At 43.7% G+C, this 14,817-nt stretch carries 11 protein-coding genes and 1 tRNA gene; 8 read left to right on the forward strand and 4 right to left on the reverse strand.

The window, feature by feature from the left end:
- Positions 1–5: 5 nt before the first annotated feature.
- Positions 6–1,145 carry a YbbR-like domain-containing protein gene (locus FCL48_RS10560; RefSeq protein ID WP_136872245.1) on the reverse strand — a complete coding sequence of 380 codons (1,140 nt, stop codon included), beginning with the start codon at positions 1,143–1,145 and terminating at the stop codon, positions 6–8.
- The gene (cdaA, locus tag FCL48_RS10565) at positions 1,142–1,930 is read right to left on the reverse strand and encodes a diadenylate cyclase CdaA (RefSeq protein WP_136872246.1); all 789 of its coding nucleotides are present in this window, start codon (positions 1,928–1,930) and stop codon (positions 1,142–1,144) included. Before cdaA ends, FCL48_RS10560 begins: the two co-directional genes overlap by 4 nt.
- Before the next feature lie 485 nt (positions 1,931–2,415).
- Between cdaA and FCL48_RS10570 the strand changes: the two genes are divergently transcribed.
- From FCL48_RS10570 to FCL48_RS10585, 4 genes are all read left to right on the forward strand, one after another.
- Positions 2,416–5,994, forward strand: coding sequence for a DUF748 domain-containing protein (locus tag FCL48_RS10570; RefSeq protein WP_136872247.1), 3,579 nt, complete (start codon positions 2,416–2,418; stop codon positions 5,992–5,994).
- Positions 5,995–6,063: 69 nt separating this feature from the next.
- Positions 6,064–6,456: a PGPGW domain-containing protein gene (locus FCL48_RS10575; protein ID WP_136872248.1), complete on the forward strand. Its 393-nt coding sequence runs from the start codon at positions 6,064–6,066 to the stop codon at positions 6,454–6,456.
- 395 nt (positions 6,457–6,851) lie between these two features.
- Complete coding sequence (locus FCL48_RS10580) at positions 6,852–8,171, forward strand: sigma-54-dependent Fis family transcriptional regulator (RefSeq protein WP_169309171.1); 1,320 nt, start codon at positions 6,852–6,854, stop codon at positions 8,169–8,171.
- 78 nt (positions 8,172–8,249) lie between these two features.
- Complete coding sequence (locus tag FCL48_RS10585; protein ID WP_136872250.1) at positions 8,250–8,807, forward strand: hypothetical protein; 558 nt, start codon at positions 8,250–8,252, stop codon at positions 8,805–8,807.
- A gap of 117 nt (positions 8,808–8,924) precedes the next feature.
- Here FCL48_RS10585 and FCL48_RS10590 read toward each other — a convergent pair whose 3' ends face one another.
- A complete protein-coding gene (locus FCL48_RS10590) occupies positions 8,925–10,490 on the reverse strand; it encodes an MFS transporter (protein ID WP_205747690.1) in 1,566 nt (521 codons plus the stop codon).
- A gap of 129 nt (positions 10,491–10,619) precedes the next feature.
- Between FCL48_RS10590 and cysS the strand changes: the two genes are divergently transcribed.
- The 3 genes from cysS (at position 10,620) to FCL48_RS10605 (ending at position 13,042) form a co-directional block, all read left to right on the forward strand.
- Positions 10,620–12,092: a cysteine--tRNA ligase gene (gene cysS, locus FCL48_RS10595; protein WP_136872251.1), complete on the forward strand. Its 1,473-nt coding sequence runs from the start codon at positions 10,620–10,622 to the stop codon at positions 12,090–12,092.
- 21 nt (positions 12,093–12,113) lie between these two features.
- Entirely contained in the window at positions 12,114–12,917 is an 804-nt protein-coding gene (amrB, locus tag FCL48_RS10600; RefSeq protein ID WP_136872252.1) for an AmmeMemoRadiSam system protein B, read from the forward strand.
- A gap of 51 nt (positions 12,918–12,968) precedes the next feature.
- Positions 12,969–13,042: transfer RNA gene (locus FCL48_RS10605), tRNA-Gln, on the forward strand.
- 60 nt (positions 13,043–13,102) lie between these two features.
- Here the strand turns inward: FCL48_RS10605 and FCL48_RS24985 are convergent.
- Positions 13,103–13,270, reverse strand: coding sequence for a hypothetical protein (locus FCL48_RS24985; protein ID WP_169309172.1), 168 nt, complete (start codon positions 13,268–13,270; stop codon positions 13,103–13,105).
- 488 nt (positions 13,271–13,758) lie between these two features.
- Between FCL48_RS24985 and FCL48_RS10610 the strand changes: the two genes are divergently transcribed.
- Entirely contained in the window at positions 13,759–14,667 is a 909-nt protein-coding gene (locus FCL48_RS10610; protein ID WP_136872253.1) for a radical SAM protein, read from the forward strand.
- Positions 14,668–14,817: the final 150 nt, after the last annotated feature.

Consider the following 14,817-nt stretch of genomic DNA (forward strand, 5'->3'; position numbering starts at 1 on the left):
TGAATTTATAATTTTTTCTTAACTTTGGTTCGCTTGATTTTCCGGATGTTACGGTTGGCCCCAGATACAGAGCCTGTTGCTGTGCCATCACCGGTTAAGGTTGATTCTACTACAGGTGCTATGGAATCACTGGTCTTACTCACCGTTTTTGTGTCATACACAGGAATTGGATTGTCAGCGACCACCATAACGTGACTTGGAATGATCGAGAGAATTTCAATGGGATATTCAATCTCTTTTTTAGGTATAACCTGTACTTCGTAGAGATCACTGTCATCGATCTTTATGGCCGTGACCGAGAACAGGTCTGACATACTGCCATATTTGCCAACCAGCATTTTAGGAATGTTGGCTGCAACTTTCACCGCAGCGGGGCTCACCTTCTGCTCAACCCCTTCAACAGTTACACTGACATTCATCTCTTCGATGGTTTTTGTTACCGTCTCAAGGGCAATTGTCAGATCGGCGGTGACAGAAGTCTCACCAATGAGTTCGATAATTGCAGGATCAAGTTCCAGTGGCACCTGGAGCTGGGCGGACTTCTTTACCCCGTTGAGGTTAATGGCCTTGGTAAAAAGCTCATCAAACTGGGACAGGGTAGTGAGAGGGCCTGTTATTGTAATTACATCCGGGTCGGTTTTCAGCATCTTTACATAATAGCCATCTGCGACTCTTCCAACGGTCCGTGCGCTGACGGGATACTGTTTCTGAACGAGTTTATCCAAAGATAAAATAATAGAAGAAGGCTTCACCCGCTGCACCGTAATTCCGCGCAGCACAGGGATATGATCGTTATCATTTTCTATTACCATGGTGCCGGGAGTAGCTGCAGAAAGATCAACCTGCCTTGTGATTGCCTTGTTGGCCATCTCCAGGATAAGAGATCTTGGGCCACTCACAGTTACTTCTATTTCTTTTTTAAACTGATTAGAAATAACCAGATCACGGGGGAGGTTAATGATTTCGATGGGAAACATAACATTTTTATCTACCCGATCCTCACCGCCCACAAAGGACCAGAGAATGACCGCCAGCACCAAAGAGATAAACTTGAGCATCCAGTCTTTTGAGATCAACTGGGTCAGTTTCTTCTCTTTTACAATTGATGCAATGATATCTTTTATAGACTGTATCATTTTTATCATTTCGTAATCCAATTTTTCCACGCAGATCGATGCCCGCTCTGATCGATGAAAATCGCTTTTAAATTATTTGTCAGAGTAATCTCATTTTCCACAGTGGTTAGAGCCCCATGGCGAACAATTGATATCTCCTGCGTCTCCTCAGAAACAACCAGCACTATGGCATCAGTCTCTTCGGTCAGGCCGATAGCAGCGCGGTGTCTCGTTCCATAGCGCTTGTTAATATAGGGATTTTGGGTGAGTGGCAAAATGCAGCCGGCATGCTTTATACGCCCTTCACTGATAAGCACTGCACCATCATGGAGCGGGGAAACCGGCATAAAAATAGAGATGAGCAGTTCTTTGGTAAGCGTTGCATCAAGCAAAAAGCCCGACTCTATAAAATCTCCAAGCCCCGTTTCTCTTTCAATCACTACCAATGCACCAATGCGGCGTTTTGATAGGTAAAAAAGGGTTCGGATAATTTCTTCCAACTCTTTATCAGCGACATCGGTTGAGGTATGAAAGGGCGACTTCCCAACCCGGGTGAGCGCCCTTCTGATATCATGTTGGAAAACAATGATCACGATGAGCAGGATAGAACTGAGAAACGTCTGCATAACCCAGGACAGTGCTGCAAGATCCAGAGCACCTGCCAGAAAATACACAATTGTGAGAACCCCAAGGCCTGCAACCATCTGCACAGACCTCGTACCACGGATTATTGATATTAACTGGTTGATGATAAACGCCACCACCAGAATATCCACAAAATCCTGCCATCTGAAATATGAAAAATTTTCTAACATGTAAAATTACTGGGCAATTACAGCCTTCAGCAAAATCTCCGACGATTGAAGGTGAAATGGGATGGAGGGCCAATTCTCCAGCCTCCAGACAAACATACCAGAATCGCTCTGCTATTTCATCTGGAGGATAATTTTTATACAAAATCTACGGACCGTCATACCTTTGTCCTTACATCAAGGCTTGATCCCTGTAAAGAATAACGCCTCTTTGCCCGATGAATTATTTTTCAATTAATAAAATATGTTGGCTCGAACAAGTATATAGAAAATTGACGACAATTACAGTAAATTTATAGTGATTTTTCATATTTCTATTCATCTGCACCTTTTTCGGGAACCGGACAAGAGAAATCAAACCTCTTTCATCATTTTTTACTTCTTCAATTTACAGATCGGCCTGCATGCGATAAGAATAGCCATCAAACATATCTTAAGACGCAGTAGCGGCAACATTTAAAACATACGACACACAATTTATACAAATCATGTCAGATTTATTTGGAAACATTTCTATAGAACCGGACGGTTCCCCGTCAAAGCCCAAACCCAGCCCCAAAAAACCGAGCATCCCTCAAAAAAAGAAAAAGTCACAACCTCCCAGAGAAAATCGACCTAAAAAACGATCTGGAAAACAATCCGGGAAACGACCTAAAAACCTGCGGTTTCTATGGGCTATAATTCCCGCGGGCATCGTTTTACTCTACAGCATCATTGGCTTTTTTGCTGTTCCCTATTATCTTTCCACAGCGATACCACAACAAATAAAAGATAAATACAACTTCACCCTTACTCCAGGGAAAGTTAAATTCAACCCGTTCGCCTTTACTTTAACGGTACAAAACAGCGCCGTAACCGATGACAAGGATCATCCAGTATTTGCATTTGACAGCCTTGAACTCGATCTTGCCCCGATCCAGCTCCTGCGCATGGATTTTGTTTGCCATCACCTGAAGCTTACAGCACCATCCCTTTTTATCAACCGTTCCACTGACGGAACATATAACATCCACAGCCTGCTCCCTGATTTTGCCAGCAAGGACAATGGCCTGGGAATGATGAGTTTTTCTGAATTGCCGTTTTTCTTTTCCCTCAACAACATCTCCCTCACCAAGGGATCGGTGATTTTCGAGGACCAGCCAACAAACAAAACCCACAACATAAAAGACCTGGAACTGCAAATTCCCACCTTGTCCAACATCCCATTTCAGGTCGACAATTATATGAGTCCTCATTTTTCGGCAAACATCAATGGAAGCCCGGTTACCTTCACCGGACAGGCCGCAATCGACAAGACTTCGAGCAACCTGCACCCCTCCCAGATGAGCTGGGCCTTAAAAGACATTTCCCTGCAGGATTATGTCAGTTATTTACCCTTTAATCTTCCTTTCTCCATCAACAAAGGAATAACTGACGGCACCATTAATATTGAGTTCAAAGACCAGAAGACCCAGGAGGATAAACTCTCCATATTTTTTGATCTTCATGTTGCAGAAGCACAGCTTGAAACAAAAGAAAAAACCTTTCAAGTCGCTTCACCTCAAATAAAACTTGCAGGGTCATTTGTACCTGTTACTAAAGTTCTCACCATCAAGGACCTCCAGCTCAACTCTCCAGAATTTATTTCCCAGAGTCAGGAATTCACAAAAGATCTTTTGAGAATTCTGCCTCAAAAGAATAAGGAAGAAAGCCAGCCGATCCCAGCGGCCGAACCACTCCTCGTGGCATTAAACAATGTACAATTTGAAAACGGCAGCCTGGTTCAACGTGGCAAGGCAGGGAATACATCCACCGATCAAAAATGGACAGGACTTTCGTTTCAGCTCAGCAACTATGTATCACAGAGCGCCAAAACTTCCGTCACCACTGATTCCACCATGGTGATAAATGGCCAAAAAGCGGACAAAACAGATATCTTTTCTTACTCGGCAGTTTTCAGCTCGCCAACCACACTCGCAGGAGAGCTCGAAATTCAGAATATTTTCTCAGCTGATGTGTTTGCTTTACTGGTTCCCGACTCCAATCAAATAAAAACTGAAGGCAAAGGTGAGCTTAAAGGTGAGCTTGTCATCGCAACTGATAGTGCCAATACCACCCCTCTTTTCTCGTTTAACAACACGGATGTAACCTTAAGAGGCTTCAAATTTTCTCATAAAGATCAGCCTTTTTTTACGGCCGAGGCGATCAGCTTCACAGGCATGAAAAAAAGGCCGGAGAGTTTCAATCTTGGCAATATCAGTTTTGAAAATGCAAAAACGCTCTACACCAGAAACAGCGTGCCAGCTTTTATAACCGACTTTACCTCAGGTAAACACAGTTTTAATTCTTTACAGTATCAGGGTGACATCACCATTACCTCCAAGACGACAAAGAAAAACTTTCACCTCGAAAATGCTGAAATCGTCATTTCAGATAAAGATGAAACATCTCACGGGAAATCGATCAAGCTGTCAAGCCTTGCAAAAAGCGGCCAGCAAGTTGAAGCAACAGGCTCTGCTACCATTAGCCCCTTTCAGCTCCGCCTAAATGCACAGTTCCAGAATATACGGTCCATTGATTTGGCACCACTGATATCAGAGAACACCTTTCTCAGCAAAACTCTGAGCACAGTAAGCGGTAAAGGTGTCTTTACCTTTCCCAAAACTACCTTTGTGGGCGACGTCAATCTGCATGACGGAACAATTGATCAAAATGGACAGGATGGTTTCTCGTGGAGTGAACTCAACTGCCAGAGTATCAATTTCAGTGCACAGCCGTATCACCTGGGGATCGGTGCCGTCACCTTTATTAAACCGCAATTTAGCCTGACAGTACAACAAGCCGATACAAATATTCCTTCAGCAATCTTTAAGGTTTTACGATCTTACCTCAACAAAACCGCAGACAAGTCTTCAGATCAAAAGAAAATTATTATTTCCGCAACAGACATTCAGGAAATATCTTTATCAGATGGGCAATTTACTATCAGCGATGCCAGACTCACTCCACCCTGGAACAGTAAGATTGAAAATTTAAACGGCACTGTCAGTGAAATTCATTCCGCGACATCTGCAGCAAACAGCCCGTTTTCTTTTACGGGGACAATGGACGGAAGCGGTTTCACCTGGCAGGGCAGCTTCAACCCGCTTAAGGAAACGACCACTGACAAATATCAATTCACCCTTACTAAGTATCCACTGTCGAATTTCACCAGCCAGTTAACTTCAATCCCGGACATAAATGCAAAAGCTGGAAGCCTTGACCTCACCTTGAATTCTGAATGGCAAAACGGTGCACTACAATACAGCTGCCAATCGTGGTTGTCCAACCTGTCGCCTGCACAAAATGACTCGGATTCTGCCCTGCCACTCGCCCTTATGCGGGACAAAGACGGTACAGTGAAAATTGACATAGAGTCCTCTGCTTCTGTCACCCCTTCAGATGCCACCCTGTTTGATGGTCTTGTTCGCACCTTCAAAACCCAGATCGTTAAAGGCAACCTCTCTCCCCTGTTACTTGCTAACGGTGACTTTTCAGACTTAATTGACAATGATTTCATAAGCTTTAAACCGGGTCAATTCATGCTCACCGATCAGGGAAGAACAAATCTTACCCGATACGGGGCGCTGCTCCTTGCTCACCCCCATATTAAGTTCCTGTTGTCAGGGGGCTTATACCTCGACGAAGACAAGCAGAGTCTTCGCACTGAGCTGCAGAAAAATGAAAAACAACGAGTGGAAAAAGAAAACGAAAAACTTTATCAGAAGTGGCTGGAAAAGAAAAAAGAGTTCGAAGAAAGCCTCAATGAGAAACAGGTTGCAGGAAACACTCAAGGCCTCATCACAGAAACCGATATACCGTCTAAGGTTCTCTCGGCCTTCAGACCACTTCTTCCCGAGCCTGTTGTCATTTATGATGAAATGCTCTTCGATTTGGCGGATAAACGACTGGAGATTATCAAACAACATTTTGTCACTCAACTCTCCCTTGAAAAAGGCCGCGTTGATATCAGCCATCCTGCCAACCGAAAACTCGCCCAATATCAAGAGGACAAGGGCGTTCATATTACAATATTGCCATTACAATGATCCCATACAACGGTATGATAGCTGTAATAACTGTGCTCACATTATGCATGACGTGAGGTTACAACTCCAGTGCAAAGTATAATTGGCCTGCTGGCCCTTCTCTCACTCCTGACCTTTATCCTTTCTTTACTTTTATTGCCGTATCTGATCAGAAGAATTCCTTCTGATTATTTTCTGAAATTGTCTGAAGAAAGACCAAAACTCAAAGGATACAGTATAAAAGTCCTGTTCCTGACCCTCGTGAGAAATATTTTCGGCATGCTGCTCTTTGCCGCCGGAATTGCCATGCTTTTCCTCCCCGGCCAGGGTTTGATTACTATTTTCATTGCTCTGTTATTAATGAATTTTCCAGGTAAAAGAAAACTCATCACCGTTTTAACCCGTCAGAAAAAAGTGCGCGCAACAATGAATTGGATCCGTGCCAAGGCCGGGAAAAAACCAATCGACTGGCCTTCTGACTAAAAACATTCCCCGTACAGCTGATAGTCTCATCCTCAAAAAACTCTGGCGACCAATAGAAACACAAAACACCTAATAATTCTTCAGTTTGACAGGTACCCGGACAATTCACAAAAATGAAAAAGTTCGTTTTTCTGGATTTATGATGTCGTTTTCCTTAAAGCTGTTGTATATTGGTCAATTTCAATGACATAAGTTGCACTAACTCTCTTTTATTCGCCCAAATTGCCAATATGAAAGTTACTGACCCCAATTGTTTACGACTCATTTCAAATCAAAAGAATCTACTCAACGCCATTCCAGAGATGGTCCTGCTGGTGAAAAATGCGCAATCAGTAGAGTATATGAATCCGAGTGCAATCAGTTTTTTTGGCAATCTGTGTTCCAGCAATACAAAAATGAAACCAAATGAAAAAAAGCTGCTTGGAATCATTCTTAATATTGTAGATACTGCACATGCCAATAAGTCCTTTGGCGAGACAATTGCAACCTCCTATGAAAACACCCATATCGAATATACCCTTGCACCTTTTGAAGGTTATAAAGGCGACAAACTCCAATGGTTTTTCATACGGGATCTTACCGACAACAAAAATCAACTTGAGGAACTCTCTCTTTTTCATAACTCTATAGAAACAATCTTAGCTCATAAGATCAGTGAACTAAAAGAGAGTGAAAGAATGAGAAAATCGCTTACCAACGAACTCAACAGCCTCAAAGAGCACCTTCAGGAACAACCCTCCGAAGGTAACATGGTGGGATCAAGTCGGGCTCTCACGGAACTGCGGGACATGGTCTTTCAGGTTGCCAAATCCGATGCCACTATTCTCATCACAGGTGAATCGGGCACAGGAAAAGAACTTGTCGCAAATCTTCTCAGGGAAAGCAGTAATCGCAACGATAAACCTTTTCTGAAAATCAACTGTAATACGATCTCAGACTCCTTACTGGAAAGTGACCTTTTTGGCCACGAACGAGGAGCATTTACCGGCGCTGACAGCAAACGAAAAGGTAAATTTGAGGTGGTTGATGGTGGTACAATTTTTCTCGATGAAATAGGTGACATCAGTCCAAGAATGCAGGCGGCACTACTCCGAGTTCTGCAGGACGGAGAAATAATACGGGTTGGCGGAAATATTCCAATAAAAATTGACGTGAGAGTTATCGCCGCAACCAACAGAGACCTCACCGTCATGGTTCAGGAAGGAAGTTTCCGACTTGATCTTTTCTATCGTCTCAACATTATCAACATATCCATTCCGCCTTTGAGAGAACGCAAGGAAGACATCATCGACCTGACGACTCACTTCATCAGAAAGTATCGACAGGCCTTTAAAAAGGATATCAGTTTCCTCCCTCAGTCAATCCTGGACAAATTGCTTATGCACAACTGGCCAGGCAACGTCAGGGAGTTGCAAAATGTCATTCAACGTGCCGTTCTTATGGCAAAAAACAACGCTATCACCGAGAATGAATTGTTCTTTGATATGCAACCAGGCGGCCACGAAGACAACTCAAAAAAGAACTATCTCGATCAAATTGATGGCAAATCACTCAAAACCATCATCGCAGAAATTGAGAAAGATGTTATCGAATTCTCCCTGAAAAAGAACAGGGGGAAAGTCGCTGAAACGGTTGAGCAACTCGAAATTGGTAAAACTGCATTCTATGACAAAATGAAAAGGTACAACATCTCCCCTAAAGACCATTCATATTAGATTAAATTCAGGTATCTATCTTGCATAAGAATTAGGGGCTATTTGGAGTTATACTTTTAATATATGTCATAAAACACTATGGGTTCTCAACAAAATACCAGCAGAACGATCTGCCCGTTCTGGTCCACGAACTCCAAAAAATGTCGAGTCTGCAGGGATGGATTATTCATCCCCCTTGACGACCATATAGAAGCATTTTGTATGTCCGAGGATTACCACCATTGCCTGCAATATTCCCTCCACGCCCCAAACGAACAGCAAGCCAACCATCTTGCGAATAAAAATACCGGCAATAGACGTCAGTCTAACCGAATAAAGCTTTCAAACAAGATACAGTTACTCAAGCTGATCAAATCAGGAGAAGTTATCCAAAACCTCGCCGCAAGCGCCGAAACCCTCGATTTCAGTCATATCGGCATGCGACTACTGACCACTGTCCCTCTCATCGACGACTCTGTCATTCAATTTTCTTTTAGCGCTAGCTTTCCGGCCGCAATTAAGACAGGCGCAGGTGTCGTCCATTGGTGTAACAAGCAAATCGATGGTCCAGGCTACCAAGTGGGCATCTCCTTTCAGTCAGGCTGGATCCTTGAAGCCATGGGAAGATTTTTACAGCCTTACTCGACAAACATCTAACCAGATTTACCTGCAAAGATCTAAGAGTTCCGGTTAGAATTTTCCCTCAGATTGTCCGTTGTTTCAGGCACTTTTGTTTAACCGAACTGCCAGCATAAGGCTGATGTTGTCCCTGAATCACGAATGTGTCTTGAGTTCTATCTCCCTTCGCACAATCCATATAAATATAAGGGCAGGAATCCCCATAAGAGCTGTAAAAAGGAAGAATTTTTCATAGCCTACATTTGAGACCATCGTCCCGGAATAGCCGCCAAGGACCTTGGGAAAAAGTGTCATGAGCGAACTGAACACCGCATACTGAACGGCCGTAAAGGATATGTTTGTAAGGCTGGATAAAAAAGCAATAAATGCCGTGGTGGCGATACCTGCAGACAGATTATCTGCTCCTATAACAACGGTAAGAAGGGTGACATCCGCTCCGGTTTTAGCAAGAAGCATAAAGAGAAGATTCGTTCCTGCGGCGAGCAGCCCTCCCAAAAAAAGAATGGAATAGACACTATAGCGCATAGTGAGCAGTCCTCCGACAAACCCACCAACCAGAGTCATCCCCAACCCAAAAGTCTTGGTTATTCCCCCAATTACGTTTTTTGAAAATCCCATATCCACATAGAACACATTTGAAACAACCCCCAAAACGATATCAGAAAAACGATAGCAACCGATCAAGCACAGGAAGATAATGGCAGTTCTTCCACCGTATCGTTGAAAAAAATCAACTGCAGGGGCAACATAGGTCATATGGGCCATTTTTTTGTTTACTAGGCCTAACTTCACCGTAATGTACCCTCCTGCAGCACCGACCACAAAAGAGAGAACAAACCGCATTATTTCAACTATAAACGCACCTACTGGACCACTGAAAAATGATTCTGAGCCAAGACCTGCTGTTACTGCTACAATCTTTTCCCCGCTAACAATAAACGAGACCACAAAACACCCAAGAGCAACAAGAAACATGAGCAGGATACGCAGGTAGTCCCCGGCCGGATAACTATCCCGAACCTTTTCAAGATTTGCTTCAGGTTCACGGATAATCAACGTTGTAATAACACCGATACCCATGATGGCCGACATTGATAGATATGTGGACTGCCAGGCACTATAACTGTAGAGTTCTCTCGACGTTCCAAAATAGGTTGCAATAAAAAGAGAACCTGCACCCGCCACAACCATCCCTATGCGATATCCGGAGATATACATGGCCGCGAGCAGGGCTTGAAGATTTGTTTCGGCGCATTCAATTCTGTAGGCATCGATCACGATATCCTGCGTTGCAGAGGAAAAACCAAGACAAACGGCTGCCATTGCCATGACCGTAAGAGAAATGTGTGCCGCCGGATCTACCATGGACATAGACACAATAGAACCAATTACTCCGCACTGGGCCAGAAGCATCCATGCCCGCCTGCGACCAAGAAACCGAGTCAGAAAAGGCAGAGGCAGGATATCTACCAGAGGGGCCCAGAGAAATTTAAAAGAATAACCTAAAGCGGCCCAGCTGAAAAACGTGACTGCGGACCTTTCCACACCAGCCTCTCTCAACCAGACGGAAAGTGTCGAGAATATCAGCAAAATCGGAAGGCCGGCAGAAAACCCTAAAAAAAGCATAGCTATAGCCTTTGGCTGTATCCACGAGCGGATATTATCTCTCAGGTTCCCTCCCCGTTTGGCCGTATGGCTCATTGTTGTCTTTTCCTTACAATAAGATTATGGTAAATGAGCATTAAATTAATCAGCCCGTCTGTTTGCACTAGCATCAGCGATGTACTTAATACAAGAATTTCGAACTGTCCATAAGCAGTTCTTATCACAATGACTATACGAACTCACAATACACTTACCGGCAAAAAAGAACCCCTGCAGACGATTGAGCCTGGTCACGTCAAACTCTATGTCTGTGGAATAACCTCCTATGACTACTGTCATATAGGTCACGCCCGCTCCTCGCTTGCCTTTGACATGATCGTGAAGTATTTAAAATACCGGGATTACAAGGTTACTTTTGTTCGCAATTTCACTGATATTGACGATAAGATCATTACCCGGGCAAATGAACAGAACACGACCTCGGAAGAACTCGCCAATCGTTTCATTCAAGAGTTTTATACCGATATGGATAAACTTGGGATTGATCGACCAGACATCGAACCGAAGGCGACCGAACATATAGCGGAAATGGTCTCCATGATTGAGGAACTCATCTCCAAGGGAAAGGCCTACGAAGCTGGCGGAGACGTCTATTATATCGTTGACAGTTTCCCTGAATACGGGAAGCTGTCAAAGCGCAACATCGAAGACATGAAGGCCGGGGCTAGAATATCTGTTAACGAGCAGAAACAACACCCCATGGATTTTGTCCTGTGGAAAGCCTCCAAGCCAGGAGAACCAAAATGGCAGAGCCCCTGGGGTGAGGGACGACCGGGCTGGCATATCGAGTGTTCAGCGATGAGCAAAAAGTATCTCGGAGAGTCATTTGATATTCATGGTGGTGGCCAGGATCTTATTTTTCCTCACCACGAAAATGAAATCGCCCAAAGTGAAGGCGCCAATTGTAAGCCATTCGCAAAGAGCTGGATACACCATGGTTTTGTCACCATAAAAGATGAGAAGATGTCGAAATCACTCGGCAATTTCCTGACCATCAGGGATATTTTAAACAATTACCACCCTGAAATACTACGTTTTTTCATCTTTTCAACACATTATCGCAACCCGCTTGATTTTTCTGAAGCTGCAATGCAGGATGCAACGACAGGGCTTGTCCGACTCTATGAATGCGTCGCTGCAGTGGATCAGCTGGACAGTTTACAAACGGATGAAAGCAGCCCGACTGTTTTCACAGACAAAGATCTCAAAAAGATCGAATCTCTTGAAGAACGTTTTCAGCAGGCCATGGACAATGATTTTAACACCGCCCAGGCTCAGGGTATCTTTTTCGACACAATTAAGACCATCAACAAGGTGCGGACCAAACTTTCACCCACCCCGCTTTCAAAGGACATAAAAACCCTGAAGGTTTCCATCGCCACATTGAAAAAACTTGCAGCGATCATGGGACTTTTACGCGAAGACGCCGCAACCTTTCTACATAATAAACAAGAAGCAATGCTTTCAGGTCTTGATATAAGTGCAGAAACCATTGAGGCGCTGATCCTTGAAAGAAACCAATGCCGAATAGATAAAAACTGGTCCAGAAGCGACGAAATCAGGGATGAATTGCTCGCCAAAAATATAGAGCTAAAAGATGGTGCAGATGGAACAGCCTGGATAGTAAAAGCCAACTAAGATTCAATGGGAGGGAAAACTATGAGAGAGCCAGTTGTAGCGGGTCGCTTTTACCCAGATGATGCGGATGAACTTCGTAAGATCATAGGTGGTTATCTTGGAGATACGCAACACCGCTCTCCCCTTCCCGCCGCTGCAGTCATTGCTCCCCATGCAGGCTATATTTATTCAGGAAAAGTAGCGACTCAAACCCTCGGTGCCGTTAATATTCCGGAAACAGTAATGCTATTGGGACCAAACCATACGGGCAAAGGTTCTTCTGCCGCTCTCTCGACACAGCCCTGGCTGACCCCATTGGGTGTCGTACCTGCTAATACCGAACTGGCAAATCTCATTTTGCAAAACAGTGAAATAATTACAGCTGACGAGATCGCTCATAGATTTGAGCATAGCCTTGAGGTGCAACTCCCTATCCTGCAGAAGTTGCAGCCTCACCTTTCGCTTATCGCGCTGACATTGAGCAACCAGAGTTACGACAGCTGTGAAGAGATTGCAGAGTCTTTGTACCAGAGTGTAATGCAATACAAGGGTAAGACGCTTATTGTAGCCTCCACAGATATGAACCACTACGAGGCTCGCTCTGTCTCAAATGCTAAAGATAAACTAGCCCTCCAGGCTATAGAGGCCATGGACCCACAGGCTTTGTATGCAACTGTGAAGAAAAACAAAATCTCCATGTGCGGTGTCATACCTGTTGTTATCACCCTTTTGATATGTCTGAAGATGGGTGCTGATTCGGCAGATATTTCAGCCTACATGGATTCTGGAGATGTTTCCGGGGACACAGGACAAGTCGTTGGTTATGCAGGTGTTATTATTCGATGAAATTCTGTTGACACGGCGAATATTTTTCATTATAAAGCAGTTCTTCAGTGCTGGGGGATGGTCTAATGGCAAGACTGTGGACTCTGACTCCATCTATCAAGGTTCGAATCCTTGTCCCCCAGCCACTCTCCCATTTGAGTACTCTTTTTAGAAAACCATTCTGCAGCACCGTGCCACCCAAAATGTTATTGTCTGTTGGTGAGGCGTTTTACCCGTTCTTTTCTTTTGATCTTGTCTTTTTCCTGCTCAACAAGTTCTTTGGCAAACTTCCTGTCTTCGTGTACTCTCAGGCCAACCCACCAGCAAAATGCGGTTAATGTAAGGCCCATTAATATCATAGTATCTATATCCATATCACTCTCTTTAAATATATTTTCATACGCCCAGTAGATAATAACCATTCTCAGATAAATTTGGCGAAATATTTTATGGTTTTGAAGCAAACTTTGTTCCACATTAACTTTCATAATTAAATCGAAATTTTACAAAGCATACTCATGATGGAAAGTTGATATTTATTACATTTTCGAACCAGCAGTTACACCGACTGGCTATAATTTGCAAAAGTGTAAAATTATATTATCCACTTGGGCTGTAAAAGTATCTCCTGGTTTTCAGCAGCTCGTACACCTGAAATTACTGAAAAACCTCTAACAGTTTAATGAGGAGATTTTACGATGAGACTTCTGCACTATTTTATGTTTTATACTGCAGTCTAAAAATACAACCGAATTCCCCAGCTCAAAATCTGTTTTCTGTGAATGGTTGCAGTAGCCTCACAACCAGCTAAATACCTCTAGCAATCGCCACCCAAACAAAAACACCTGAAGATATCGAGACTATGAGAAACATTGCCTTTGGTTATTCAACACGCTGCAATATTAAATGTGACCACTGTGTTGCTGCAGGAGAAGAGTTTGATCTCTGCAAAATGGACCTCGACGAGGCAAAATCCAGCATTATTGAACTCGCAGCCGCCGGGGTAACCGGTATCAGTTTTACAGCAGGAGAACCCTTTGTTTATTTTGAGGACATATTAGAACTCATCAAAATCTGTCATTCGCTGAAAATCTATTCCCGTATGGTGACCAACTCGTTCTGGGCAAAAAATCAGGAACAAACAGACAGATACCTTGCGGATCTTCAACAGGCAGGACTCTCGCAGTTGCGGCTCAGTTTCAGCCGCTGGCACCAGGAGCACGTACCAAAAGAAAATGTGGTACGGGCAGCCCTTAGCTGCCAACAAAAAGACCTTGATTATTTTGTTTCTTTTGTCAGCGATTTCAGTGCGAAAGATGATCCCTTTGAAGATTATCTACGGAAAAATAGGCTGAAATTTTTCCCCGAACCCCTTATTTACTCCGGCCGGGCCAGAAAATATCTTAAAAAGCCTATTCTTACAGACTATCAAGACAACCGTTGTGCCATGAACTGTTACCTCGCTCCCGATTATAATCTCTACGCCTGCTGCGATGCGGGTAGTCACTTCACCACGACCAATGCTTTTTATTTAGGCAATTTAAAAAAAGATTCAGCTAAAACCTTATTTACAAAAAATGACACGAACCCACTGTTCCACTGCATTCGCACACTTGGCTTATCATCCATTGCATCATATATCGGAATACCTGCCAGAGAAATTGTCACCTACCGCAAATGTGAACTCTGCGAAAAACTGCTCAACAATCACAACAGTCTTATCCAGCTGAACACGCTCGCCAGGAGCCAACTGCAACACTGGCACAGATAACATGACTGCAGGTTTCTGCAGAACGAGTCATAATCTGAGATAAATCTTGGATCAGTACTGGAAAAAAACTCGTTTTTGCCGTAATAATGATAGCGCTGAAAGGATGGCTTAACCGGTTATTCTTCGACTTATCACCTCCGTTGCCACAAC

It is taken from the genome of Desulforhopalus sp. IMCC35007, from assembly GCF_005116575.1.
Taxonomy (GTDB): domain Bacteria; phylum Desulfobacterota; class Desulfobulbia; order Desulfobulbales; family Desulfocapsaceae; genus Desulforhopalus_A.

Excerpts from the sequence above, each read along its gene's own strand:
- FCL48_RS10560 (WP_136872245.1), bottom strand. The coding sequence starts at position 1,145 with ATGATAAAAATGATACAGTCTATAAAAGATATCATTGCATCAATTGTA.
- cdaA (WP_136872246.1), bottom strand. The coding sequence starts at position 1,930 with ATGTTAGAAAATTTTTCATATTTCAGATGGCAGGATTTTGTGGATATT.
- FCL48_RS10570 (WP_136872247.1), top strand. The coding sequence starts at position 2,416 with ATGTCAGATTTATTTGGAAACATTTCTATAGAACCGGACGGTTCCCCG.
- FCL48_RS10580 (WP_169309171.1), top strand. The coding sequence starts at position 6,852 with ATGAAACCAAATGAAAAAAAGCTGCTTGGAATCATTCTTAATATTGTA.
- FCL48_RS10585 (WP_136872250.1), top strand. The coding sequence starts at position 8,250 with ATGGGTTCTCAACAAAATACCAGCAGAACGATCTGCCCGTTCTGGTCC.
- FCL48_RS10590 (WP_205747690.1), bottom strand. The coding sequence starts at position 10,490 with ATGAGCCATACGGCCAAACGGGGAGGGAACCTGAGAGATAATATCCGC.
- cysS (WP_136872251.1), top strand. The coding sequence starts at position 10,620 with ATGACTATACGAACTCACAATACACTTACCGGCAAAAAAGAACCCCTG.
- amrB (WP_136872252.1), top strand. The coding sequence starts at position 12,114 with ATGAGAGAGCCAGTTGTAGCGGGTCGCTTTTACCCAGATGATGCGGAT.
- FCL48_RS24985 (WP_169309172.1), bottom strand. The coding sequence starts at position 13,270 with ATGGATATAGATACTATGATATTAATGGGCCTTACATTAACCGCATTT.
- FCL48_RS10610 (WP_136872253.1), top strand. The coding sequence starts at position 13,759 with ATGAGAAACATTGCCTTTGGTTATTCAACACGCTGCAATATTAAATGT.